We start from the raw sequence: 20,306 nt of genomic DNA on the forward strand, positions 1-20,306 counted from the left end.
CTTAGGCTTCCGAGACGGAAACGAGATAATCCACCTTACGGATCATCCCACGCACCTCGGGCGTATCGACCAGCACGCGGCTGCTGTTGATACGGCCCAAGCCCAAACCGCGAACCGTGTCACGGTGCGATTGCTTGGTACCGATCACCGAGCGCACGAGGGTCACTTTGATCTGCTTCTGAGCCATGATTTACCCCAGGATTTCTTCGACCGACTTGCCGCGCTTGGCAGCAACATCAGCCGGGGTCATGGAGGCGCGCAGGCCGTTCAACGTGGCGCGAACCATGTTGTAGGGGTTGCTCGAGCCCAGGCTCTTGGCAACCACGTTACGCACACCCATCACATCAAAAATAGCGCGCATCGGGCCGCCGGCGATAACGCCGGTACCTTCAGCAGCGGGCGAGATCAGCACGGTAGCGGCGCCATGCTTGCCAACCACGGTGTGGTGCAGCGTGCCGTTCTTCAGAGCGACCTTGAACATGCCACGACGGGCCTGTTCCATAGCCTTCTGAACGGACACCGGCACTTCACGCGCCTTGCCCTTACCCATGCCGATGCGGCCATCGCCATCGCCAACCACGGTCAGCGCGGCAAAGCTCATGGTGCGACCACCCTTGACCACTTTGCTCACGCGGTTGACCGCGATCATCTTTTCGCGGAGGCCGTCATCGTTCTCTTTTTCCGCGGCGTTCTTGCCTTGTACTTTAGCCATTTGACAGATCCTCGCTTAGAACTTCAGGCCGGCTTCACGCGCGGCATCGGCCAGCGCTTTCACGCGGCCATGGTAACGAAAGCCCGAGCGATCGAAAGCGACCAGTTCGATACCGGCAGCCTTGGCCTTTTCGGCCACGCGCTTGCCAACCAGCGACGCAGCGGCTTTGTTGCCGCCCTGGCCGGTTTGGCCGGCCAGTTGCGCGCGCACTTCGGCTTCGACCGTCGAGGCGCTGACCAGAACGCGATCGCCTTCCGGCGAAATGATGTTGGCGTAGATGTGCTGGTTCGAGCGGAAAATCGAGAGGCGATGAACGCGCAGCTCGTTGATCTTCCGGCGGGTCGGAACCGCACGACGCAAACGGGAAACTTTTTTGTCCATGATTCGTCCTTGCGTGCGCCGTTATTTCTTCTTGGTTTCTTTGATGACGACGCGTTCGTCCGAGTAACGCACGCCCTTGCCCTTGTAGGGTTCGGGTTCGCGGTACGCGCGGATTTCAGCGGCCATCTGACCGACGACTTGCTTGTTGGCGCCCTTGATGACGATTTCCGTCTGGGTCGGGCACTCGGCCTTGATACCGGCCGGCAACTGGTGCAAAACGTCGTGCGAGAAACCGAGCTGCAGCTTAACGGCGTCGCCTTGGATCGATGCGCGGTAACCCACGCCGACCAGGGTCAGCTTGCGCTCGAAGCCCTTGCTCACGCCCGTGACCATGTTGGCCACCAGAGCGCGCACGGTACCCGACATGGCGTTGGCGTGACGGCTGTCGTTGGCGGCGGCAAACGTGAGCTTGCCATTGTCCAACGCAATCGTGACGTCGCCGGTCAGGGCTTGGGTCAGGGAGCCCAGCGGGCCCTTGACGGTGATCTGATCCTGCTGGATGTTGGCTTCAACACCCTTGGGCAGTTCGACCGGATACTTAGCGATACGTGACATTCGAATTTCTCCTTAGGCCACGTAGCACAGCACTTCGCCGCCGACGCCGTTGGCGCGAGCCTTACGGTCGGTCATGACGCCGCGCGAGGTCGAAACGATAGCCACGCCCAGGCCGTTCATGACCTGAGGAATGCTGGTACGGCCCTTGTAGATACGCAGACCGGGGCGCGAAACGCGTTCGATGCGCTCGATGACCGGACGGCCAGCGTAGTACTTCAGGGTGATCTCGAGCTCAGGCTTGGCCTGGGTGCCCTTGATTTCAAAGCTGTCGATGTAGCCTTCGTCCTTCAGCACAGCGGCAATGGCCGCCTTCAGCTTCGAGGAGGGCATGCTCACCGTAACTTTGTCCACTTGCTGCGCATTGCGAATGCGGGTCAGCATATCGGCGATGGGATCGCTCATGCTCATATTGTTTCTCCTACCAGCTGGCCTTGGTGATGCCGGGGATTTCACCCTTCATCGCCATTTCACGCAGTTTGTGGCGCGTCAGGCCGAACTTGCGGAACACGCCGCGCGGACGACCGGTGACCACGCAACGGTTACGTTGACGCGTCGGGTTGGCATTGCGCGGCAGCTGTTGCAGCTTGAGCCGAGCTTGGTAACGTTCTTCGTCGGTCTTCGACTGGTCGTCGATGATCGCCTTCAACTCAGCGCGCTTGGCGGCGAACTTGTCAGCCAGCTTGGCGCGCTTGATGTCGCGATTGATGAGGGAAAGTTTAGCCACGTCATCAGCCCCTTAGTTACGGAACGGGAAGCTGAAGGCCGTCAACAGCGCCTTGGCTTCTTCGTCGGTCTTCGCGGTGGTGGTGATGCTGATGTTCAGCCCACGCAGCGCGTCGATCTTGTCGTACTCGATTTCGGGGAAAATGATCTGCTCTTTCACCCCGATGTTGTAGTTGCCACGGCCGTCGAACGCACGACCCGAGATGCCGCGGAAGTCGCGCACGCGAGGCAGCGCAACCGCCACCAGGCGATCCAGGAATTCGTACATGCGTTGACCGCGCAGCGTGACCATGCAACCGATCGGGTAGTTTTCGCGGATCTTGAACCCGGCGATAGCCTTCTTGGTCTTCGTCACGACGGGCTTCTGGCCGGCGATCTTGGTCAGGTCGCCAACAGCGTGCTCAATGACTTTCTTGTCCGACACCGCTTCCGACACACCCATGTTCAGGGTGATCTTGGTGATGCGCGGCACTTCCATCGTGCTCTTGTAGCCAAACTTGGCTTGCAGGTCGGCAGCGACCTTGCTCTTGTAGAGATCTTGCAAACGAGACATGTCTATCGCCCCTTACGCCTTGGCGCCGACAACGGCACCATTGGAACGGAACACGCGAACCTTGCGGCCTTCGACTTCTTGCACGCCCACGCGGTCGCCGCGGCCGGTGGCCGGGTTGAACAGCGCGACGTTCGAGATGTGAATCGGCATGGTCTTTTCGACAATCCCGCCCGGGTTGTTAGCCATCGGGTTGGCTTTCACGTGCTTCTTGACGACGTTGACGCCTTCGACCAGAACGTGGTCGGCATCGACGCGCGCCAGCACGGTACCGCGACGCTTCTTGTCGCGGCCGGTCAGGACGATGACTTCGTCGCCTTTACGAATGTTGTTCATCGTAGGGCTCCTTACAGCACTTCCGGGGCCAACGACACGATCTTCATGAACTTCTCGGTACGCAGTTCACGCGTAACGGGTCCGAAGATGCGGGTGCCGATGGGCTCCAGCTTGGCGTTGAGCAACACGGCGGCATTGCCACCGAAACGAATCAGCGAACCGTCTTTACGGCGCACGCCCTTGGCGGTACGAACCACCACGGCATTGTAAATTTCGCCTTTCTTGACGCGTCCGCGCGGAGCCGCATCTTTGACGCTCACCTTGATGATGTCGCCGATACCGGCATAACGGCGCTTGGAGCCACCGAGCACCTTAATGCACATGACATGACGCGCACCAGTGTTATCGGCCACATCCAGCGTGGTCTGCATTTGGATCATGATTTTTCCTGTTCCAACTTAACTGGAAATACGGTTTTCCCAACAAGGGAACACTGCAATTCCTGCCAGTTTTGGTCCCGTCAGGTCTGCCGCCCTGCTTTAGTGTTGGCATGTCTGGAGCTTTCGCCCTACTCACGCAACTGGTTGGCAACGCAACGACCCTGGGTTGAAATCCTGCGGGTATTCCCCCAACACGTCGGGCTAACCTGCATAGGCGCGGGCCAACTCGATCGACAATCTGGGAAAGCTGATAATTCTAACGTGGTTAATTTTTGAGCGCAAGCACTTTGTGTGGATAACCCACAAAAGCCACGCTTTCCCCGTGACCGGGGTGGACCTAGGCTATCTGCCCCCTATTTCTGGCGGTAGTAGCCCTTTTCCCAGGCATCGTGGTTGGCCTTGCCGCGACGGATCTCGTCCGTGAACGGGGCGGCCATGAGCACCAGGCGGTTAAGCCATTTTACCGGAACGCGGCAGGGGCGCTCGAAGTCCACGAAGAGCACGGCGCGCAGTCCGGCGGTGTCGTTGTGGACCTGATGCGGGTAGAGGTCGTCGAACACCACCGCCCGCCCTTCCCGCCAACTGTAACGCTCACCTCCGACCTCGATCCAGCATTGCTCGGCCGGTTCCGGCACCACCAGTCCCAAGTGCAGGCGCAGGACGCCGTTGTACGGACCCGTGTGCAGGGGGATGCGCTTGCCGGCCTCCAGGATGGAGAAGAACGCCGTACGGATACCAGGGATTCCCTGCAGCGCCCGGGCAGTCGCCGGGCAGCGCGCCAGATTGCGCTCGGAGCGCAGGCCGTAGCCCATGAAGACGAAGGTCTTCCATTGATCGTCCGAGGTGATCTGGCCCACGTCGGGGGAGATCTCATGGAAGGCGGGCAGATGCTGGCGCTCGGAGAGCAGGCCGGCCAGCTCGGCGCGGATGGCGGGCGCTTCTGCCTCGAGCGCGGCGACCCAGGGGAACTGGCTGTTGTCGAAAATGGGACGGTCGCCGACCAGCGAGGCCTGGGCGATGCGGTTGCGCAACCAGTCTATGAAGCGGAAAAAGACGCGCGAGTAGAAACTGGGCTTGCTGGGCGGACGCGCATCGACGGGTTGCACAATAATTAGCCCGATAGACAGCCAAAGATGCACCATTTTGTCCATGCCGGCGCGCGCATGCAAGACTTGCGCCGACATATTGGCTCCAATGCGCGGCCGGGCATTGGCCCTCCCCGCCGCCGACAAGCTGGTTTAGACTGGCGTGGGCGACAGTGATCGCTATCCACTCCTATTTCGCAAGGGAAGACAGGCATGTATGAACAGTTGGCGCTGTATATCGACGGCGAATTCGTCGCCGGAGAGGGCAGGCGCACCCAGGACGTCATCAACCCGGCCACGCTGGAAGTTCTCGGCCAGCTGCCCCACGCCACCGAAGCGGATCTGGATCGGGCGCTAGCCGCCGCCCAGCGCGCGTTCGAGTCGTGGAAGAAATCCTCTCCCATGGACCGCTCGGCCATCCTGCGCAAGGTCGCGACGCTGTCGCGCGAACGCGCCCAGGAAATCGGCCGCAACATGACGCTGGACCAGGGCAAGCCGCTGGCGGAAGCCGTGGGCGAAGTCACCTCCTGCGCCGAACACGCCGACTGGCACGCCGAGGAATGCCGCCGCATCTACGGCCGCGTGGTCCCGCCGCGCAATCCTGACGTGCGCCAGATCGTGGTGCGCGAACCGATCGGCGTCTGCGCTGCCTTCACGCCCTGGAACTTCCCGTACAACCAGGCCATCCGCAAGATCGCCGCCGCCATCGGCGCCGGCTGCACGGTGGTGCTGAAGGGCCCCGAGGACTCGCCCAGCGCCGTCATGGCCATTGCCCGCATGTTCCACGACGCCGGCCTGCCCAAGGGCTGCCTGAACATCGTCTGGGGCGAACCCGCCAAGATCTCCGACTACCTGATCCGCTCGCCCATCGTGCGCAAGGTGTCGTTCACCGGCTCCGTGCCGGTGGGCAAGCAGCTGGCCGCGCTGGCCGGCGCCCACATGAAGCGCGTCACCATGGAACTGGGCGGCCACTCGCCCGTGCTGGTGTTCGACGACGCCGACATCGACCGCGCCGCCACCATGCTGGCCAAGTTCAAGATCCGCAACGCCGGCCAGGTGTGCGTGTCGCCGACCCGCTTCTATGTCCAGAACGGCGCCTACGAGCAGTTCCTCGCGCGCTTCTCGGAAGTGCTGAAGAACATCAAGGTCGGCGACGGCCTGGAAGCCGGCACCGACATGGGTCCGCTGGCGCACGAGCGCCGCGTCCCCGCCATGAGCGCCTTCATCGACGACGCCAAGAAGCACGGCGGCAAGGTGGTGGTCGGCGGCGGCCCGCTGGACCGCAAGGGCTTCTTCTTCGCCCCCACGGTCGTGACCGAAGTGCCCGACAACTCCATGCTGATGACCGAGGAACCCTTCGGCCCGGTCGCGCCGGTGGTCCGCTTCACGGATACCGATGAAGTGCTGCGCCGCGCCAACAGCCTGCCCTTCGGCCTGTCGTCCTACGTGTTCACGAACTCGCTGCAGACGGCCACCAAGGTCTCCAACGGCCTGGAAGCCGGCATGGTCAACATCAACCACTTCGGCAGCGCCCTGGCCGAGACGCCCTTCGGCGGCATCAAGGACAGCGGCATCGGCAGCGAAGGCGGCCTGGAAACGTTCGACGGCTACCTGGTCACGAAATTCATTACGCACATCTGACCTGGCAGTGACAAAAAAGCCCCGCAGGATTTTGCGGGGCTTTTTTTATGCCTCACGCCGGGGGAACCGGGCCGGGCAGTTCGCGGCAAAAGGCCGCTCAGGAACTTGCCCGCAGGTCGCGCGGCGTCATGCCGAAGCGGCGCTTGAACAGGCGGCTGAAATGCGAGGGGTGCGAGAAGCCCACCTGATAGGCCAGTTCGGCAATGCTGCGGTGGCTGTGCTGCGGGTTCAACAACAGTTCGCGGCACTTGTCGAGCCGCTGGTCGAAGATGAAGGATTCCACCGACAGGCCACCCGCACGCGCGATGCGGTGCAGATAGGCCACCGACAAGCCGCAGCCCTGCGCCACCTGCTGCGGCGACAGGGCCGGATCCGCCAGATGCTGGCGGATGTAGGCCAGCGCGCGCTGCCGATGCGCCAGCGTGACGCTGCTGTCCGACTCCGACACCTGCCCCTGGCCTGACTGCACCAGGAACAGCACGATCAGGTCGATCAGGCGTTCGCCCAGTTCCGCCGCTTCGACATCCGACCAGCCGTCCACCCCTTTGAACAAGTGGTCCATGTAGCTGGCCAGCAAGGCGCCTCGCGGCGAACCGTCATCGACGCGCAGCTTGTAGAAGGCGCCGACGCGGGAATCGCGCTGCAAGAGCGCACTGCGCGGAAAGGACACGCTCAGGCTGCGGTAGCCCGCCGCGCCCTGCGCCGTGGCCTGGTAGGGCAGGCTCTGGTTCATCAGATAGACGCAGCCGGGTTCGACCTGGAACTCTCGCCCCTGCTGCTGCACTGCCAGGGGTCCCGCCAGCGGCAGACCAAAGGTATAGAACTCCTGATCCAGGCGCGACACGTTGCCGGCGGTGCGCTCCAGCTTCTGCCCCTGGTAATGGAGATCGTTGAACTGCAGGCTGCCCCGCCGCGCATAGCGCACATGTCCGGCGAAGCTGTCGGGCCCGCCGCCATGCACCTCGAAGGGACCGAACGCGTGCGACAACGCCGCGCGCCATTCGTCGCGCCGGTCAGCGCCAGCGCTGGCCGAAATGGCGAATTCCGTATCGGACATGGTTCGGTCTCCTTGGACGCCTGCGCCGCGGCCGGGCGCTCGTGATCCTGCGTCTACATATTCTTGACTCACCCTGCTGCGGGGCGTCTGGCGCCTTGAAGGCGCGCTTGGCGCAAGTCTATATTCAGCCCGATAAGCACACAACCTGGACAACCCGGGAGGAGACTCATGGCACCAGCGCCCGCACCAGCCGGCCGCCACGCGCCGGCTTCGCGCTATTTGCGCTGCGCAGGCCGCGAGCTGCATTACACCGAATGGGGCGCGGCGGACGCGCCCCCCATCATCATGTGGCATGGGCTGGCACGCACCGGCCGCGACTTCGACGATCTGGCGCAAGCGCTCGCCGGCGACTACCGCATCATCTGTCCGGACGCGATCGGCCGGGGCCTGTCGCAATGGAGCCCCGACCCGGTCGCCGAGTACCAGCTGGACTTCTATGCAACGCTGGCCCGCGCCCTGGCGGACGGGCTGTCGCTGGACCGCGTGCGCTGGGTGGGGACGTCCATGGGCGGCGCCACCGGCATGCACGCTGCCGCCACCACCTTGCGCGACCGGATCTCGCACCTGGTCGTCAACGACATCGGGCCCGAACTGCCGCAGGCCGCCATCGACCGCATCGTGGCCTATGTCGGCGCGCCGCCGGCCTTCGATACGGTCACGGAGCTGGAAGCCTGGCTGCGCGTCGCCTACAAGCCCTACGGCTGGCAAAGCGACGAACAATGGCGCCGGATGGCCGAAACATCCGTACGCCGGCTGCCGGACGGCCGGATCACACTGCACTATGACCCGGCCATCGTCGGCCAGTTCAACGACCATCCCGCCGATTACGACCGCTGGAGCGGCTACGACTCGCTGCGCATGCCGCTACTGCTGCTGCGTGGCGCTGATTCGGACCTGCTGCTGCCCGAGGTCGCCGACGCCATGACCCGCCGCGGGCCGCGCGCGCAACGCATCGACTTCCCCGATTGCGGCCACGCCCCCGCCCTGAACGTCGCTCCCCAGATCGACGCCATCCGCCTATTCCTTGCCACGCCGGATCACACGGCGGCTGACCGCCCCCAATAACAGGAGACTCCCATGAAACGCGTCCTGCTCGCCGCGCTCGCCGGCCTCTGCATGAATTCCGCCATCGCGGCGAAAGACTTCGTCGTGGCCCACGTCTACGACAAGACCGGTCCGCTGGAGGCCTACGCCAAGCAAACTCAGAACGGCCTGATGCTGGGGCTGGAATATGCGACGCAAGGCACCATGACGGTCGCCGGGCGCAAGATCCGCGTGATCGAAAAGGACAACCAGGGCAAGCCCGACGTGGCGCGCGCCCAGCTGGCCTCGGCCTATGCGGACGACAACGCCGACATCGCCGTCGGCCCCACCTCGTCCGGCGTCGCGCTGGCCATGCTGCCCATCGCCGAGGAATACGAAAAGATCCTGCTGGTCGAGCCTGCCGTGGCGGATTCGATCACCGGCGACAAGTGGAACAAGTACATCTTCCGCACCGGCCGCAACTCGTCGCAGGACGCCATCGCCAATGCGGTCGCCTTCGACCAGGCCGGCACGTCGATCGCCATGCTGGCGCAGGACTATGCCTTCGGCCGCGACGGCGTGAAGGCGTTCAAGGGCGCCTTGAAGAACGCCAAGATCGTGCACGAGGAATACCTGCCGGCCAACGCCACCGACTTCACGGCTGGCGCGCAGCGCCTGTTCGATGCGCTCAAGGACAAGCCGGGCCGCAAGATCATCTTCATCCTGTGGGCGGGCGCGGGCAATCCGTTCAAGATCGCCGATCTGGATCCCAAGCGCTTCGGCATCGAGATCGCCACCGGCGGCAACACGCTGGCCGCGATGACGCCGCTGAAATCGCTGGCCGGCATGGAAGGCGCCACCTATTACTACTACGGCATTCCCAAGAATCCGATCAACGACTGGCTGGTGGCCGAACACCAGAAGCGTTACGGCCAGCCGCCGGACTTCTTCACCGCGGGCGGCATGGCCTCGGGCATCGCGATCGCCACCGCGCTGGCCAAGACCAACGGCAATTCCGATACCGACACGATGATCAAGGCCATGGAAGGCATGAGCTTCGAGACGCCCAAGGGCAAGATGACCTTCCGTCCCGAAGACCACCAGGCCATGCAGTCCATGTACCACTTCCGCATCAAGAATGATCCGTCGGTGCCGTGGGCCGTGCAGGACCTGGTCAAGGAAATCACGCCGGACCAGATGTCGGTGCCGATTCAGAACAAACGCTGAGCGCGCTGCCCATCCATGCTGGAAACCCAATCGCTCACGATCCGTTTCGGCGGACACGTGGCGGTCAATGAAGTCAGCTGCAGCTTTGCGCCTGGCACCTTGACCGCCATCGTCGGCCCGAACGGCGCGGGCAAGACCACCTACTTCAACCTGATCTCCGGCCAGCTGCGCGCCAGCGCCGGCACGGTGCGCCTGAACGGGCGCGACCTGACGCCGCTGGCCGCGCCCGCGCGCATGCATGCGGGGCTGGGCCGAGCCTTCCAGCTGACCCAGCTGTTTCCGCGCCTGAGCGTGCATGAGAACGTACGCCTGGCCCTGCAATCGCGCCAGCAAGGCATGGGCTGGCGCCAGATCCGGTTCTGGCGCACCTGGAGCGACGACCGCGGCCTGATCGAACGCGCCGACGCGCTGCTGGAACGCACCCGCCTGTCTGCGCGCCGTGACCAGTCTGCCGCCGACTTGCCGCACGGCGACCAGCGCAAGCTGGAGATCGCCATGCTGATCGCGCTGGAACCGCAGGTCTTCATGTTCGACGAACCCACGGCAGGCATGAGCGTGGACGACGTGCCCGTCGTGCTGGAACTGATCCGCGAACTCAAGAATGATCCGTCGAAGACGATCTTGCTCGTGGAGCACAAGATGGACGTGGTGCGGGAACTGGCGGACCGCATCGTGGTGCTGCACAACGGCCAGCTGATGGCCGACGGCGACCCGGCGACGGTGATCGCCTCGCCCATCGTGCAGCAGGCCTATCTGGGCGTGAGTCCAGTGGAGAAGGCGGCATGACGCAAGCGCTGCTGGAATTGAAGGACGTGCATACGCATATCGGCGCGTACCACATCCTGCACGGCGTGGATCTGGCCGTCGCGCCGGCGGCCGTGACCATGCTGCTGGGCCGCAACGGCGCCGGCAAGACCACCACGCTGCGCACCATCATGGGGTTGTGGCGGGCGTCGCAAGGCCAGGTGAGCTTTGACGGCGCGCCCGTCGGCGGCCCCGGCACGCGCACCTCGCCGCCCGACATGGCGCGCATGGGCATGGCTTACGTGCCGGAGAACATGGGCATCTTCGCCGACCTGTCCGTGAAGGAGAACATCCTGCTGGCGGCGCGCCAGGCCAGGAATGCCAGCCAGTTGGATACGGCGCGGCTGGAATGGATCTTCGGTTTCTTTCCTGCATTGAAGAAGTTCTGGCTGCATCCCGCCGGCAAGTTGTCGGGCGGACAGAAGCAGATGCTGGCCGTGGCGCGCGCCATCATCGAGCCGCGCCGGCTGCTGCTGGTGGATGAGCCGAGCAAAGGCCTGGCGCCCGCCATCATCCAGAACATGATCGACGCCTTCATCGAACTGAAGCAGGCGTCCACCACCATTCTGCTGGTCGAGCAGAACTTCAACTTCGCGCGCCTGGTCGGCGATCACGTCGCCGTGATGGACAACGGCCGCGTCGTCCACGCGGGCGGCATGGCCGAACTGGCCGCGGACGACGAACTACAGACGCGCCTCTTGGGCCTGTCGCTGGGAAGCCACCAATGAGCACGCTCGAACTCGATACCCCGCTGCCGCGCGTACGCGCGGACCTGCGCCCTGTCCTCCTGGTGCTGGCCCTGGCCGCGCTGGCCCTACCCCTGGTCGGATCCTTCTCCACCTGGGTCACCCTGACCCTGGCGGGGCTGGCCATGGGCATGATCATCTTCATCGTGGCCTCGGGCATGACGCTGGTGTTCGGCCTGATGGACGTGCTGAACTTCGGCCACGGCCTCTTCATCGCCATCGGCGCGTACATGGCCGCGACCGTGCTGGGCGCCATGGCCGACTGGACGCAGTCGGGCAGCCTGTGGATCAACCTGGGCGCGGTACTGCCCGCCATGATCGTCGGCATGCTGGTCGCGGGCGCCGTGGGCCTGGCGTTCGAACGCATCATCGTGCGGCCCGTCTATGGCCAGCATCTGAAGCAGATCCTCATCACCATGGGCGGCATGATCATCGGCGAAGAGATCATCAAGATGCTGTGGGGTCCCCAGACGATTTCGCTGCCGCTGCCCGAGGCGCTGCGCGGCGCGTTCCTGCTGGGCGATGCCGCCATCGAGAAGTTCCGCATCGTCGCCCTGCTGACGGGCCTGCTGGTACTAGGCGGCATGCTGTGGCTGCTCAACCGCACAAAACTGGGCCTCCTGATCCGCGCCGGCGTCGAGGACCGCGAGATGGTGGAAAGCCTGGGCTACCGCATCCGTCATCTGTTCGTCGGCGTGTTCGTGGCCGGCTCGATGCTGGCGGGACTGGGCGGCGTGCTGTGGGGCATGTACCAACAATCGGTCGTGCCTCAGCTGGGCGCGCAGGTCAACGTGCTGATCTTCATCGTCATCATGATCGGCGGCCTGGGCTCCACCGTGGGCTGCCTGATCGGCGCGCTGCTGGTCGGACTGATGGCCAACTACACCGGCTTCCTCCTGCCCAAGGCCGCCCTGTTTTCGAACATCGCGCTGATGGTCGCCATATTGCTGTGGCGTCCGCAGGGCGTGTATCCGGTCACGAATCGCTAGGAACCGCCGACATGTCCGTACGCCTGCTTTCCGGCGACCCTCCGCGCAGCACGCTGCTGGCCATGGCGCTGATCGCCATCGTGGCCCTGCTGGCCGCCGCGCCCTTTCTGTTTCCCGGCCCCAAATCGCTGGCGGTGGCCGCGAAGATCCTGGTGTTCGTGATCCTGGTCGCCAGCTATGACCTGCTGCTGGGCTACACCGGCATCGTCAGCTTCGCGCACACCATGTTCTTCGGCATCGGCGCGTATGGCGTGGCGATCGCCAGCATCCGCATGGAACCGGGTTGGACCGCGGTGTTCGCAGGCTTGGGCGGCGGCCTGGTGGTTTCACTGGCCTTCGCCCTGCTGATCGGCCTGGCCAGCCTGCGCGTGCGCGCGATCTTCTACGCCATGATCACGCTGGCCGTCGCCGCGGCGTTCCAGACGCTGGTGTCGCAATTGTCCGATCTGACGGGTGGCGAGGATGGCCTGAACTTCAAGGTGCCGCAGATGCTGCGGCCGGCCTTCCGGCCTTTCTCGGAGCAGATCTTCGGCGTGACGGTGGACGGCCGCGTCATCACCTATTACCTGATCGCCGTGGTCTGCGTGGTGCTGTTCCTGCTGTTGCTGCGCATCGTCAATTCGCCGTTCGGCCGGGTGCTGCAGGCCATACGCGAGAACCCGTTCCGCGCCGAAGCCGTCGGCTACCGCACGGTGCTGTACCGCAGCCTGTCAAATCTGCTGGCCGCAGCCTTCGCCACGCTGGCGGGCGCCATGTACGCGCTCTGGCTGCGCTACAACGGACCGGATACCTCGCTGTCGTTCGAGATCATGCTCAACATCCTGCTGATGCTGGTGATCGGCGGCATGGGCACCATGTACGGCGCCGTGGTGGGCGCCAGCCTGTTCGTGTTCGCGCAGAGCTATCTGCAAGATGGCCTGCACGTGATCCACGACGCGGTGTCGGGCGTGGCGCCGTTGGCGCTGCTGTTCGAGCCGGACCGGTGGCTGCTATGGCTGGGGATCTTGTTCGTGGTGTCGGTGTATTACTTCCCTACCGGGATTGCGGGCCGGCTGCGGGAACTGGCGGCGCGGCGCTAGTCGCGCGGTTTCCCGATCTCCCGTCAAAGCGCTACATCCCCGCGGCGGGGCCAGGCGAAAGCAGTGTGGCAATACGCCTACGCCTGGTTGCCCTGTCACTGCGGAGTGCTATTTCACACGGCTGCGCACATCATCCAGACTGCGCTTCACATCATCCAGGCGCCGTTGCAGATCTTCGATGTTGCGGCTGCTGGAATCCGAATTGCTGTTGAGCTGCGATACGCTGCGCGACAGTTTTTCCAACTCATTCTTCTGACTGTCGGCGCTGCGAGCCAGCTTGTCCAGATCGCTGCGCTGACCATCGCTGCTACGACCGCCATCGCCTTGTTTACGCTCTAGCGCGGAGAGCTTCTGCGCCTGCTCCTCCAGCTTGCGGTTGAGCTCCTCGTTCTTGCGTCGCAACTCAGTCAGCGCGTCGGCCTGTTCGCTCAGCTGGCGGGTCAGCTTGTCGACTTCCATGCCGGTGCTTACCCGACCGTTATGGCCGACAACAAGCATGCTCTCGCTAAACGGCCTCTCCACGACGAAGTCCTTCAATTGCACGTTGTTGCGATCGGCCCGCGCCGCCGGCGTAGCCGATAGCGCCAGCACCGATGCGCAACCGCAAGCGGCCATGAACTTGCCCACAGATCCACCCATGTTTCGTGCTCCAGCTGACGGAAACTCGGAAACGCGAAATGCGTACCCGCGAGAGTTGTAACAGGCACATCAGGAGCGGGGAATCCCCCGCGCGCGGACAGTTGCTACGCTGCGTTTCAGAAGAAATGGTGGATGGCGCGATCGATCAGCGGGCCGGTTCGCGAAGCGCGTCGGCGTTGCGCAGCAATCCATCAACCCGCCGCTGCATATCGTCGACCTGGCGCCGCGCATCTGCGGTGCCGTCCGACCTAGAACCCGCCGGCGCTGGCGCCAGTTTGGGCATGGCCGGGACTGGAAGGTCGACCGAATTTCGATTCAGCGGAATTCTGCCCGAAGGCTCTGAACGATCTTTCGGCGGCTGACCTAGCAACCGCTCCAGCGCCTGCAGTTGCAACCGCTGCTCATCGAGCGCGCGCTCCTGTCTCGCGAGCGCCAATTCATCTGCGTCCTGAGTGCCAAAGATGAGCGCATGGTCGCGTGATTCCGACGGTAGCCCCACGCGCTGATCGGGGCCAGCGGTGAGGACGTCGCGGCCTCGGACTTCGGGCACCACAGCGGCAGGCGCGGCGGGCCCCACGGCCGGTTGCGCCAAGGCAGGAAACACGAACAGGCCCAGGCAGCAGGCCACGGCGCCCATCAGCGCGGATCTCGGAACATACTTCATGTCTTTGTCATCTATCCCGAAGTACGTGGTTGCGGGCGTCGGAGAGGACGCGCTGGACGAAAAAAAACGGCAAGGGTTTGATCCCTTGCCGTCTTATATCAGAACGGCGCGCCGTTCCGATGTACTGCTTTACTTAGATGATACGTGCGGCTTCAACCAGACGCACCACGCGCCACGACTTCGAGCGCGAGATGGGACGGCCTTCAGCGATTTCAACCGTATCGCCTTCGTTGTACTGGTTCGATTCATCGTGCGCCTTGTACTTCGCGGAACGCATGATGATCTTGCCGAAGATGGGGTGCTTGACGCGGCGCTCAACGAGCACGACGACAGTCTTGTCCATCTTGTTGCTGACGACCTTGCCAACCAGCGTGCGCTGGCGCTTGGCCACTTGGGTGTTTTGAGTTTCGCTCATCTTTATTTCCCTGCCTTCTCGGTCAGCAAGGTACGAACGCGCGCGATGTCGCGACGCACGTTGCGCAGCTGGCTGGTGTTGGCCAGTTGCTGCGTGGCCTTCTGCATACGCAGACCGAATTGTGCCTTCAGCAGGCTTTCGAGCTCTTTGCCGAGCTCGGCGGCATCTTTCGAACGGAGTTCGCTAGCTTTCATGTTAGTACTCCTTAAGCACCGATATGACGCGCGACGAACGTAGTCGAAATCGGCAGCTTGGCAGCGGCCAGGCGGAAAGCTTCACGCGCGAGCTCTTCGCTAACCCCTTCCATTTCGTAGAGCACCTTGCCGGGCTGAATTTCAGCGACCCAGTACTCCGGGTTGCCCTTACCGTTACCCATACGGACTTCGGCAGGCTTCTGCGAGATGGGCTTATCCGGGAAAATGCGAATCCAGATGCGGCCGCCACGCTTGATGTGACGATTGATGGCACGACGAGCAGCTTCGATCTGGCGAGCGGTCAGACGGCCACGGCCGGTGGCCTTCAGACCGAATTCGCCGAACGACACGTGGGTACCACGGGTCGCCAGACCGGTGTTGCGGCCCTTCTGCTCTTTGCGATACTTTCTGCGAGAGGGTTGCAGCATGGTTATTCTCCTTCAGGCGCCGGAGCAGCGTCCGCCTTGCGGGGACCACCACGACCACGACCACCCGGACGACCGGTGCGAGCACCGTCCGGACGATCACCACGCGGAGCGCGGCGCGGACGACGTTCTTCTTCGCGCGGGGCAGCGGTTTCCGGCGGCAATTCGCCGTTGGCCAGCATGTCGCCCTTGTAGACCCAGACCTTGATGCCGATCACGCCATAGGTCGTGTGGGCTTCGGAGGTGCCGTAGTCGATGTTGGCCTTCAGGGTGTGCAGCGGCACACGGCCTTCGCGATACCACTCGGTGCGAGCAATTTCGATACCGTTCAGACGGCCCGAGCTCATGATCTTGATGCCTTGGGCACCCAGACGCATGGCGTTCTGCATCGCGCGCTTCATGGCGCGACGGAACATGATGCGCTTCTCGAGCTGTTGCGAGATCGAGTCGGCGATCAGTTGAGCATCGGTTTCCGGCTTGCGGATTTCTTCGATGTTGACGTGCACGGGCACGCCCATCAGGCGCTGCAGATCAGCCTTCAGGCTTTCGATGTCTTCGCCGCGCTTGCCGATCACCACGCCCGGACGAGCCGAGTAGACGGTGATGCGGGCATTCTTGGCGGGACGCTCGATGATCACGCGACCGACGGAGGCGCTCTTGAGCTTCTTCTTCAGGTACTCGCGAACGCGAATGTCTTCGGCCAGCATCGAGCCGAAGGCCTTGTCGTCGGCGAACCAACGCGAGGACCAATTACGGGTGACCGCGAGACGGAACCCAGTGGGGTGAATTTTCTGACCCATCGTGACTCCTTAAGCTCCGACCTTGACCGTGATGTGGCAGGTCTGCTTCTCGATACGGTTGCCGCGGCCCTTGGCGCGAGCGGAGAAGCGCTTCATCGACTGAGCCTTGTCCACGAAGATCGTGGTGACTTTCAGTTCGTCGATGTCGGCGCCGTCATTGTGCTCGGCGTTGGCGATGGCGGATTCGACAGCCTTCTTCAGGATGGCGGCCGCCTTCTTCGGCGAGAAGGTGAGGATGTTCAGCGCTTGCGAGACGGACTTGCCGCGGATCAGGTCCGCAACCAGTCGGGTCTTTTGAGCGGAGATGTGAACCCCACGGATAATGGCAGTAGTTTCCATCGCTTACCTCTTCGCCTTCTTGTCCGCGGCGTGACCCTTGAACGTACGGGTCAGCGCGAACTCGCCCAGCTTGTGACCGACCATGTTCTCGTTGATGTAAACGGGAACGTGCTGCTTGCCGTTGTGCACAGCGATCGTCAGACCGATGAACTCGGGCAGGATCGTGGAGCGACGCGACCAGGTCTTGATCGGCTTCTTGTCTTTGCCCGCGACGGCCGTGTCCACCTTTTTGATCAGGTGAGCATCGACAAACGGGCCTTTCTTGATCGAACGTGACATAGTGTTCGCCTCTTACTTGCGCTTGCGCCGTTGGACGATCATATTGTTCGTCCGCTTGTTGCGACGGGTCTTGAAACCCTTCGCCGGAGTGCCCCACGGGCTGACCGGTTCGCGTGCTTCGCCGGTACGGCCTTCGCCGCCACCGTGCGGGTGATCCACCGGGTTCATGGCAACGCCACGAACCGTCGGGCGGACACCGCGCCAACGCATTGCACCGGCCTTGCCGATTTGGCGCAGGCTGTGTTCTTCGTTACCGACTTCACCGATGGTGGCGCGGCATTCGATGTGCACACGGCGGACTTCACCCGAGCGCAGACGCACTTGAGCGTAGATGCCTTCGCGAGCCAGCAGGACGGCGGAAGCGCCGGCCGAACGGACCATCTGAGCACCCTTGCCAGGCAGCATTTCGACGCAGTGAATCGTCGTACCCACCGGGATGTTGCGGATCGGCAGCGTGTTGCCAGCGCGGATCGGGGCTTCGACGCCCGACAGCAGCGTGGCGCCAACTTCCAGACCGCGCGGAGCGATGATGTAACGACGTTCGCCGTCGGCGTAGCACAGCAGAGCGATGTGCGCCGTACGGTTGGGGTCATATTCCAGACGCTCGACCTTTGCCGGGATGCCATCCTTGTCGCGACGGAAGTCGACGACGCGGTAGTGCTGCTTGTGGCCACCGCCACGATGACGGATCGTGATGTGACCGTTGTTGTTACGGCCAGAACCACGGGTCTTCTTTTCCAGCAGCGGCGCGTAGGGCTCACCCTTGTGCAGGTTCGGGCTGACAACCTTCACCATGCCACGGCGGCCAGCCGAAGTCGGCTTAACTTTTACGAGGGCCATTTACTTCACCTCCGCAAAGTCGATTTCCTGGCCGTCCTTGAGCGACACGTAAGCCTTGCGCTCATTGCGACGACGGCCAACGAATCGGCCAAAGCGCTTGACTTTGCCCTTACGGTTGAGGACCTGCACGGACTCGACCTGCACCTTGAAGAGCAGTTCGACGGCAGCCTTGATTTCCGGCTTGGTAGCGTCAGCCACGACACGGAAAGCGACTTGCTGATTCTTCTCGGCAACGAAGGTGGCCTTTTCGGTCACGATCGGGGCCAGAATGACTTGCATCAAGCGTTCAGCGTTCATCCCAGCATCTCCTCGAGTTGAGCGATGGCCGGCTTGGTGATCAGCACTTTCTTGTAGTGGACCAGCGACAACGGATCGGCATAACGGGGCTCGACAACAGCAACGTGCGGCAGGTTGCGGGTGGCGAGGTAAACATTTTCATCAACGCTGTCGGTGATGATCAGGACCGAGTCCAGGCCCAGGCTCTTCAGCTTGGCAGCTGCGTCCTTGGTCTTGGGCGATGCCAGATCAAACGATTCGACGACGGCGATGCGGTCTTCGCGAGCGAGCTGCGACAGGATCGAACGGATCCCGGCGCGGTACATCTTCTTGTTGACCTTCTGGCTGAAGTTCTCTTCGGGCGAGTTCGGGAAAATCCGACCACCGCCACGCCACAGCGGCGACGAAGTCATACCAGCGCGTGCGCGGCCGGTACCCTTCTGGCGCCAGGGCTTCTTGGTCGAGTGCTTGACTTCAGTGCGATCCTTCTGAGCGCGGTTACCCGAACGGGCGTTGGCTTGGAAAGCCACCACGATCTGATGAATCAGCGCTTCGTTGAAGTCACGGCCGAAGATGGTGTCGGGTGCGCTGAACGTAGCAGCGGCCTGACCTTGGTCGTTCAGGAGCTTGAGATCCATTTACTTACGCTCCCTTCTTGGCCGGGGCCTTGATGGCCGGGCGCACGACGATGTCGGCGCCAGCGTGGCCGGGGACAGCGCCCTTGACCAGCAGCAGGCCGCGCTCAACGTCAACGCGAACGACGTCGAGGTTTTGAACGGTGCGGGTGACATCACCCAGGTGACCGGCCATGCGCTTACCCGGGAAAATACGGCCCGGATCTTGAGCTTGACCAATCGAGCCCGGGACGCGGTGCGAACGGGAGTTACCGTGCGACGCGCGTTGCGAACCGAAGTTGTGACGCTTGATGGTACCGGCGAAGCCTTTACCAATGGTGGTGCCCGTGACGTCGACCTGTTGGCCGGCTTCGAACACCGATTCCACGGCGATCACGGAACCGGCCGCAAATTCAGCGGCGCGAGCGGGATCAAGGCGGAATTCTTTGAGGATGCTACCGGCTTCAGCGCCGGCTTTGGCGTAGTGGCCCGTTTGCGGCTGAGCCACACGCGAGGCACGACGAGTGCCATAAGCCACCTGGATCGCGGCGTAGCCGTCGGTTTCCAGCGACTTAACTTGGGTCACGCGGTTGTTCGACACGTCCAGCACGGTCACCGGGATGGATTCACCTTCCTCGGTAAAAATGCGGGTCATGCCGACCTTGCGACCCACCAGCCCCAGCCGGTGAGCGGCGGGCGTGGGTGTCGAATTCGACATCGTTTTCTCCATTCCCGACTGCGATTGGTCGGGGCTAATCAGGCAAAAGGTAACGGCCTTTGCCCTACGACTATGTTCAACCTGGTACGAATTCCGGCGGGGGCCGCCTTTCTTTTTCCCATAGTTGCTCTTGCCACAAAATGGCAAGCTTCGCATATTAGCACGTTTTTTCCAGTGGACACAAGCACTTAGCGCGCTTCGGCGCCACCGCAGAGGGTAAATCCACCACAGCTTGTGTAGCTTGGTGATATTGGCGGCACTGGCCGGGGCTGAATGCGGTAGTGAGCGCCTGCTAACTAAATCTGGAAAAGGGTTTGACTACCCTGCCCGCTCAGGGGGCAGGTGTCGCGCCAGAAACGCGACCAAAACAAAATGGCCGCACTCCCGAGGAATGCGGCCATCTTTATTTCGTGCCTGCCGGCGAAGGTAGCAGGCTCGAAGCGCTTTACTGCAGCGCGATTTCGACGTCGACGCCGGCCGGCAGGTCCAGACGCATCAGGGCGTCAACGGTCTTGTCGGTGGGATCAACGATGTCCATCAGACGCTGGTGCGTACGGATTTCGAACTGGTCGCGCGAGGTCTTGTTGACGTGCGGCGAACGCAGGACGTCGTAGCGACGGATACGCGTGGGCAGCGGCACCGGACCGCGGACAACAGCGCCGGTACGCTTGGCGGTATCGACGATTTCAGCGGCCGATTGATCGATCAGCTTGTAATCGAAGGCTTTCAAGCGGATACGGATCTTTTGGTTTTTCATGGCGTTTCCTAAAGAACGAGAGGCGAAGGCGACGAGGCCGCCCTCGCTGGTTGTGTGC

At 62.9% G+C, this 20,306-nt stretch carries 31 protein-coding genes; 7 read left to right on the plus strand and 24 right to left on the minus strand.

Translation table 11 applies throughout. The features are described 5' to 3' along the window. Nucleotide 1: 1 nt before the first annotated feature. The 10 genes from rpmD to IAG39_RS30990 form a co-directional block, all read right to left on the minus strand. Complete coding sequence (gene rpmD / locus IAG39_RS30945; RefSeq protein ID WP_006216520.1) at nt 2-187, minus strand: 50S ribosomal protein L30; 186 nt, start codon at nt 185-187, stop codon at nt 2-4. A gap of 3 nt (nt 188-190) precedes the next feature. Further along, nucleotides 191-712 (minus strand): 30S ribosomal protein S5, encoded by a 522-nt coding sequence (gene rpsE, locus IAG39_RS30950; RefSeq protein WP_013397003.1) that lies wholly within the window; start codon nt 710-712, stop codon nt 191-193. A gap of 15 nt (nt 713-727) precedes the next feature. Further along, the gene (rplR, locus tag IAG39_RS30955) at nt 728-1,093 is read right to left on the minus strand and encodes a 50S ribosomal protein L18 (protein ID WP_013397004.1); all 366 of its coding nucleotides are present in this window, start codon (nt 1,091-1,093) and stop codon (nt 728-730) included. A 21-nt stretch (nt 1,094-1,114) separates the two neighbouring features. After that, entirely contained in the window at nt 1,115-1,648 is a 534-nt protein-coding gene (rplF, locus tag IAG39_RS30960; RefSeq protein WP_054457262.1) for a 50S ribosomal protein L6, read from the minus strand. Between the two features lie 12 nt (nt 1,649-1,660). Then, nucleotides 1,661-2,056, minus strand: coding sequence for a 30S ribosomal protein S8 (gene rpsH / locus IAG39_RS30965; RefSeq protein WP_006216525.1), 396 nt, complete (start codon nt 2,054-2,056; stop codon nt 1,661-1,663). 10 nt (nt 2,057-2,066) lie between these two features. Continuing rightward, the gene (rpsN, locus tag IAG39_RS30970) at nt 2,067-2,372 is read right to left on the minus strand and encodes a 30S ribosomal protein S14 (protein ID WP_006216527.1); all 306 of its coding nucleotides are present in this window, start codon (nt 2,370-2,372) and stop codon (nt 2,067-2,069) included. Between the two features lie 12 nt (nt 2,373-2,384). Next, nucleotides 2,385-2,924, minus strand: coding sequence for a 50S ribosomal protein L5 (gene rplE, locus IAG39_RS30975; RefSeq protein WP_054457265.1), 540 nt, complete (start codon nt 2,922-2,924; stop codon nt 2,385-2,387). A 12-nt stretch (nt 2,925-2,936) separates the two neighbouring features. After that, nucleotides 2,937-3,257: a 50S ribosomal protein L24 gene (gene rplX / locus IAG39_RS30980; protein WP_006389623.1), complete on the minus strand. Its 321-nt coding sequence runs from the start codon at nt 3,255-3,257 to the stop codon at nt 2,937-2,939. An 11-nt stretch (nt 3,258-3,268) separates the two neighbouring features. Next, nucleotides 3,269-3,637, minus strand: coding sequence for a 50S ribosomal protein L14 (gene rplN / locus IAG39_RS30985; RefSeq protein WP_006216531.1), 369 nt, complete (start codon nt 3,635-3,637; stop codon nt 3,269-3,271). A 353-nt stretch (nt 3,638-3,990) separates the two neighbouring features. Continuing rightward, nucleotides 3,991-4,788 carry an aspartyl/asparaginyl beta-hydroxylase domain-containing protein gene (locus IAG39_RS30990; RefSeq protein ID WP_059379445.1) on the minus strand — a complete coding sequence of 266 codons (798 nt, stop codon included), beginning with the start codon at nt 4,786-4,788 and terminating at the stop codon, nt 3,991-3,993. A gap of 147 nt (nt 4,789-4,935) precedes the next feature. On the opposite strand from IAG39_RS30990, the gene IAG39_RS30995 reads away from it, so the two are divergent. Next, nucleotides 4,936-6,363 (plus strand): NAD-dependent succinate-semialdehyde dehydrogenase, encoded by a 1,428-nt coding sequence (locus tag IAG39_RS30995; protein ID WP_118933125.1) that lies wholly within the window; start codon nt 4,936-4,938, stop codon nt 6,361-6,363. A 97-nt stretch (nt 6,364-6,460) separates the two neighbouring features. On the opposite strand, the gene IAG39_RS31000 is transcribed toward IAG39_RS30995, so the two are convergent. Further along, the gene (locus IAG39_RS31000) at nt 6,461-7,420 is read right to left on the minus strand and encodes a helix-turn-helix domain-containing protein (RefSeq protein WP_059379399.1); all 960 of its coding nucleotides are present in this window, start codon (nt 7,418-7,420) and stop codon (nt 6,461-6,463) included. A gap of 168 nt (nt 7,421-7,588) precedes the next feature. Between IAG39_RS31000 and IAG39_RS31005 the strand changes: the two genes are divergently transcribed. From IAG39_RS31005 to IAG39_RS31030, 6 genes are read left to right on the plus strand one after another with little or no spacing between them, the layout of a single operon-like run. Then, complete coding sequence (locus tag IAG39_RS31005) at nt 7,589-8,485, plus strand: alpha/beta fold hydrolase (RefSeq protein ID WP_118933126.1); 897 nt, start codon at nt 7,589-7,591, stop codon at nt 8,483-8,485. A gap of 12 nt (nt 8,486-8,497) precedes the next feature. Then, complete coding sequence (locus IAG39_RS31010; protein WP_118933127.1) at nt 8,498-9,670, plus strand: substrate-binding domain-containing protein; 1,173 nt, start codon at nt 8,498-8,500, stop codon at nt 9,668-9,670. 15 nt (nt 9,671-9,685) lie between these two features. Then, a complete protein-coding gene (locus tag IAG39_RS31015) occupies nt 9,686-10,456 on the plus strand; it encodes an ABC transporter ATP-binding protein (protein WP_059379396.1) in 771 nt (256 codons plus the stop codon). Continuing rightward, the gene (locus IAG39_RS31020; RefSeq protein ID WP_118933128.1) at nt 10,453-11,202 is read left to right on the plus strand and encodes an ABC transporter ATP-binding protein; all 750 of its coding nucleotides are present in this window, start codon (nt 10,453-10,455) and stop codon (nt 11,200-11,202) included. Before IAG39_RS31015 ends, IAG39_RS31020 begins: the two co-directional genes overlap by 4 nt. After that, nucleotides 11,199-12,209 (plus strand): branched-chain amino acid ABC transporter permease, encoded by a 1,011-nt coding sequence (locus tag IAG39_RS31025; RefSeq protein ID WP_118933129.1) that lies wholly within the window; start codon nt 11,199-11,201, stop codon nt 12,207-12,209. Before IAG39_RS31020 ends, IAG39_RS31025 begins: the two co-directional genes overlap by 4 nt. 11 nt (nt 12,210-12,220) lie before the next feature. Continuing rightward, nucleotides 12,221-13,288, plus strand: coding sequence for a branched-chain amino acid ABC transporter permease (locus IAG39_RS31030; RefSeq protein WP_118933130.1), 1,068 nt, complete (start codon nt 12,221-12,223; stop codon nt 13,286-13,288). Between the two features lie 108 nt (nt 13,289-13,396). Here the strand turns inward: IAG39_RS31030 and IAG39_RS31035 are convergent, their stop codons facing one another. The 13 genes from IAG39_RS31035 to rpsJ form a co-directional block, all read right to left on the minus strand. Continuing rightward, nucleotides 13,397-13,927, minus strand: a complete 531-nt coding sequence (locus IAG39_RS31035) for a hypothetical protein (protein WP_124260371.1) — start codon at nt 13,925-13,927, stop codon at nt 13,397-13,399. A 145-nt stretch (nt 13,928-14,072) separates the two neighbouring features. Further along, nucleotides 14,073-14,591 (minus strand): hypothetical protein, encoded by a 519-nt coding sequence (locus tag IAG39_RS31040; protein ID WP_223283393.1) that lies wholly within the window; start codon nt 14,589-14,591, stop codon nt 14,073-14,075. A 133-nt stretch (nt 14,592-14,724) separates the two neighbouring features. Beyond that, nucleotides 14,725-15,006: a 30S ribosomal protein S17 gene (gene rpsQ / locus IAG39_RS31045; RefSeq protein WP_006216549.1), complete on the minus strand. Its 282-nt coding sequence runs from the start codon at nt 15,004-15,006 to the stop codon at nt 14,725-14,727. Nucleotides 15,007-15,008: 2 nt separating this feature from the next. Beyond that, a complete protein-coding gene (gene rpmC, locus IAG39_RS31050) occupies nt 15,009-15,200 on the minus strand; it encodes a 50S ribosomal protein L29 (protein ID WP_003806912.1) in 192 nt (63 codons plus the stop codon). 11 nt (nt 15,201-15,211) lie between these two features. After that, entirely contained in the window at nt 15,212-15,628 is a 417-nt protein-coding gene (gene rplP, locus IAG39_RS31055; protein ID WP_006389610.1) for a 50S ribosomal protein L16, read from the minus strand. A 2-nt stretch (nt 15,629-15,630) separates the two neighbouring features. Further along, complete coding sequence (rpsC, locus tag IAG39_RS31060; RefSeq protein ID WP_042795906.1) at nt 15,631-16,425, minus strand: 30S ribosomal protein S3; 795 nt, start codon at nt 16,423-16,425, stop codon at nt 15,631-15,633. Between the two features lie 9 nt (nt 16,426-16,434). Beyond that, entirely contained in the window at nt 16,435-16,764 is a 330-nt protein-coding gene (gene rplV, locus IAG39_RS31065; protein ID WP_043541551.1) for a 50S ribosomal protein L22, read from the minus strand. 3 nt (nt 16,765-16,767) lie between these two features. Continuing rightward, complete coding sequence (gene rpsS / locus IAG39_RS31070; RefSeq protein WP_006216555.1) at nt 16,768-17,043, minus strand: 30S ribosomal protein S19; 276 nt, start codon at nt 17,041-17,043, stop codon at nt 16,768-16,770. Nucleotides 17,044-17,055: 12 nt separating this feature from the next. Further along, nucleotides 17,056-17,883, minus strand: a complete 828-nt coding sequence (gene rplB, locus IAG39_RS31075; RefSeq protein ID WP_025136344.1) for a 50S ribosomal protein L2 — start codon at nt 17,881-17,883, stop codon at nt 17,056-17,058. Next, complete coding sequence (gene rplW / locus IAG39_RS31080; protein ID WP_006216557.1) at nt 17,884-18,180, minus strand: 50S ribosomal protein L23; 297 nt, start codon at nt 18,178-18,180, stop codon at nt 17,884-17,886. Next, on the minus strand, nt 18,177-18,797 hold the full coding sequence (rplD, locus tag IAG39_RS31085; RefSeq protein ID WP_013397019.1) for a 50S ribosomal protein L4: 621 nt from the start codon (nt 18,795-18,797) through the stop codon (nt 18,177-18,179). The genes rplW and rplD overlap by 4 nt, the downstream gene beginning before the upstream one ends. Nucleotides 18,798-18,801: 4 nt before the next feature. Beyond that, nucleotides 18,802-19,491, minus strand: coding sequence for a 50S ribosomal protein L3 (gene rplC, locus IAG39_RS31090; protein WP_008168945.1), 690 nt, complete (start codon nt 19,489-19,491; stop codon nt 18,802-18,804). 445 nt (nt 19,492-19,936) lie between these two features. Next, the gene (rpsJ, locus tag IAG39_RS31095) at nt 19,937-20,248 is read right to left on the minus strand and encodes a 30S ribosomal protein S10 (RefSeq protein ID WP_003806903.1); all 312 of its coding nucleotides are present in this window, start codon (nt 20,246-20,248) and stop codon (nt 19,937-19,939) included. Between the last annotated feature and the right edge of the window lie 58 nt (nt 20,249-20,306).

This window comes from Achromobacter xylosoxidans (assembly GCF_014490035.1).
GTDB lineage: Bacteria > Pseudomonadota > Gammaproteobacteria > Burkholderiales > Burkholderiaceae_B > Achromobacter > Achromobacter bronchisepticus_A.

Coding starts and splice junctions, on each gene's coding strand:
- rpsS (WP_006216555.1), bottom strand. CDS start 17,043: ATGTCACGTTCGATCAAGAAAGGCCCGTTTGTCGATGCTCACCTGATC.
- IAG39_RS31020 (WP_118933128.1), top strand. CDS start 10,453: ATGACGCAAGCGCTGCTGGAATTGAAGGACGTGCATACGCATATCGGC.
- rplX (WP_006389623.1), bottom strand. CDS start 3,257: ATGAACAACATTCGTAAAGGCGACGAAGTCATCGTCCTGACCGGCCGC.
- IAG39_RS31010 (WP_118933127.1), top strand. CDS start 8,498: ATGAAACGCGTCCTGCTCGCCGCGCTCGCCGGCCTCTGCATGAATTCC.
- rplF (WP_054457262.1), bottom strand. CDS start 1,648: ATGTCACGTATCGCTAAGTATCCGGTCGAACTGCCCAAGGGTGTTGAA.
- IAG39_RS31025 (WP_118933129.1), top strand. CDS start 11,199: ATGAGCACGCTCGAACTCGATACCCCGCTGCCGCGCGTACGCGCGGAC.
- rplV (WP_043541551.1), bottom strand. CDS start 16,764: ATGGAAACTACTGCCATTATCCGTGGGGTTCACATCTCCGCTCAAAAG.
- rpmC (WP_003806912.1), bottom strand. CDS start 15,200: ATGAAAGCTAGCGAACTCCGTTCGAAAGATGCCGCCGAGCTCGGCAAA.
- rplW (WP_006216557.1), bottom strand. CDS start 18,180: ATGAACGCTGAACGCTTGATGCAAGTCATTCTGGCCCCGATCGTGACC.
- IAG39_RS31000 (WP_059379399.1), bottom strand. CDS start 7,420: ATGTCCGATACGGAATTCGCCATTTCGGCCAGCGCTGGCGCTGACCGG.
- IAG39_RS30995 (WP_118933125.1), top strand. CDS start 4,936: ATGTATGAACAGTTGGCGCTGTATATCGACGGCGAATTCGTCGCCGGA.
- IAG39_RS31015 (WP_059379396.1), top strand. CDS start 9,686: ATGCTGGAAACCCAATCGCTCACGATCCGTTTCGGCGGACACGTGGCG.
- rplD (WP_013397019.1), bottom strand. CDS start 18,797: ATGGATCTCAAGCTCCTGAACGACCAAGGTCAGGCCGCTGCTACGTTC.
- rplC (WP_008168945.1), bottom strand. CDS start 19,491: ATGTCGAATTCGACACCCACGCCCGCCGCTCACCGGCTGGGGCTGGTG.
- rplE (WP_054457265.1), bottom strand. CDS start 2,924: ATGTCTCGTTTGCAAGATCTCTACAAGAGCAAGGTCGCTGCCGACCTG.
- rplP (WP_006389610.1), bottom strand. CDS start 15,628: ATGCTGCAACCCTCTCGCAGAAAGTATCGCAAAGAGCAGAAGGGCCGC.
- IAG39_RS31030 (WP_118933130.1), top strand. CDS start 12,221: ATGTCCGTACGCCTGCTTTCCGGCGACCCTCCGCGCAGCACGCTGCTG.
- rplN (WP_006216531.1), bottom strand. CDS start 3,637: ATGATCCAAATGCAGACCACGCTGGATGTGGCCGATAACACTGGTGCG.
- rplB (WP_025136344.1), bottom strand. CDS start 17,883: ATGGCCCTCGTAAAAGTTAAGCCGACTTCGGCTGGCCGCCGTGGCATG.
- rpsQ (WP_006216549.1), bottom strand. CDS start 15,006: ATGAGCGAAACTCAAAACACCCAAGTGGCCAAGCGCCAGCGCACGCTG.
- rpmD (WP_006216520.1), bottom strand. CDS start 187: ATGGCTCAGAAGCAGATCAAAGTGACCCTCGTGCGCTCGGTGATCGGT.
- IAG39_RS31040 (WP_223283393.1), bottom strand. CDS start 14,591: ATGAAGTATGTTCCGAGATCCGCGCTGATGGGCGCCGTGGCCTGCTGC.
- IAG39_RS31005 (WP_118933126.1), top strand. CDS start 7,589: ATGGCACCAGCGCCCGCACCAGCCGGCCGCCACGCGCCGGCTTCGCGC.
- rplR (WP_013397004.1), bottom strand. CDS start 1,093: ATGGACAAAAAAGTTTCCCGTTTGCGTCGTGCGGTTCCGACCCGCCGG.
- IAG39_RS30990 (WP_059379445.1), bottom strand. CDS start 4,788: ATGGACAAAATGGTGCATCTTTGGCTGTCTATCGGGCTAATTATTGTG.
- IAG39_RS31035 (WP_124260371.1), bottom strand. CDS start 13,927: ATGGGTGGATCTGTGGGCAAGTTCATGGCCGCTTGCGGTTGCGCATCG.
- rpsE (WP_013397003.1), bottom strand. CDS start 712: ATGGCTAAAGTACAAGGCAAGAACGCCGCGGAAAAAGAGAACGATGAC.
- rpsH (WP_006216525.1), bottom strand. CDS start 2,056: ATGAGCATGAGCGATCCCATCGCCGATATGCTGACCCGCATTCGCAAT.
- rpsJ (WP_003806903.1), bottom strand. CDS start 20,248: ATGAAAAACCAAAAGATCCGTATCCGCTTGAAAGCCTTCGATTACAAG.
- rpsC (WP_042795906.1), bottom strand. CDS start 16,425: ATGGGTCAGAAAATTCACCCCACTGGGTTCCGTCTCGCGGTCACCCGT.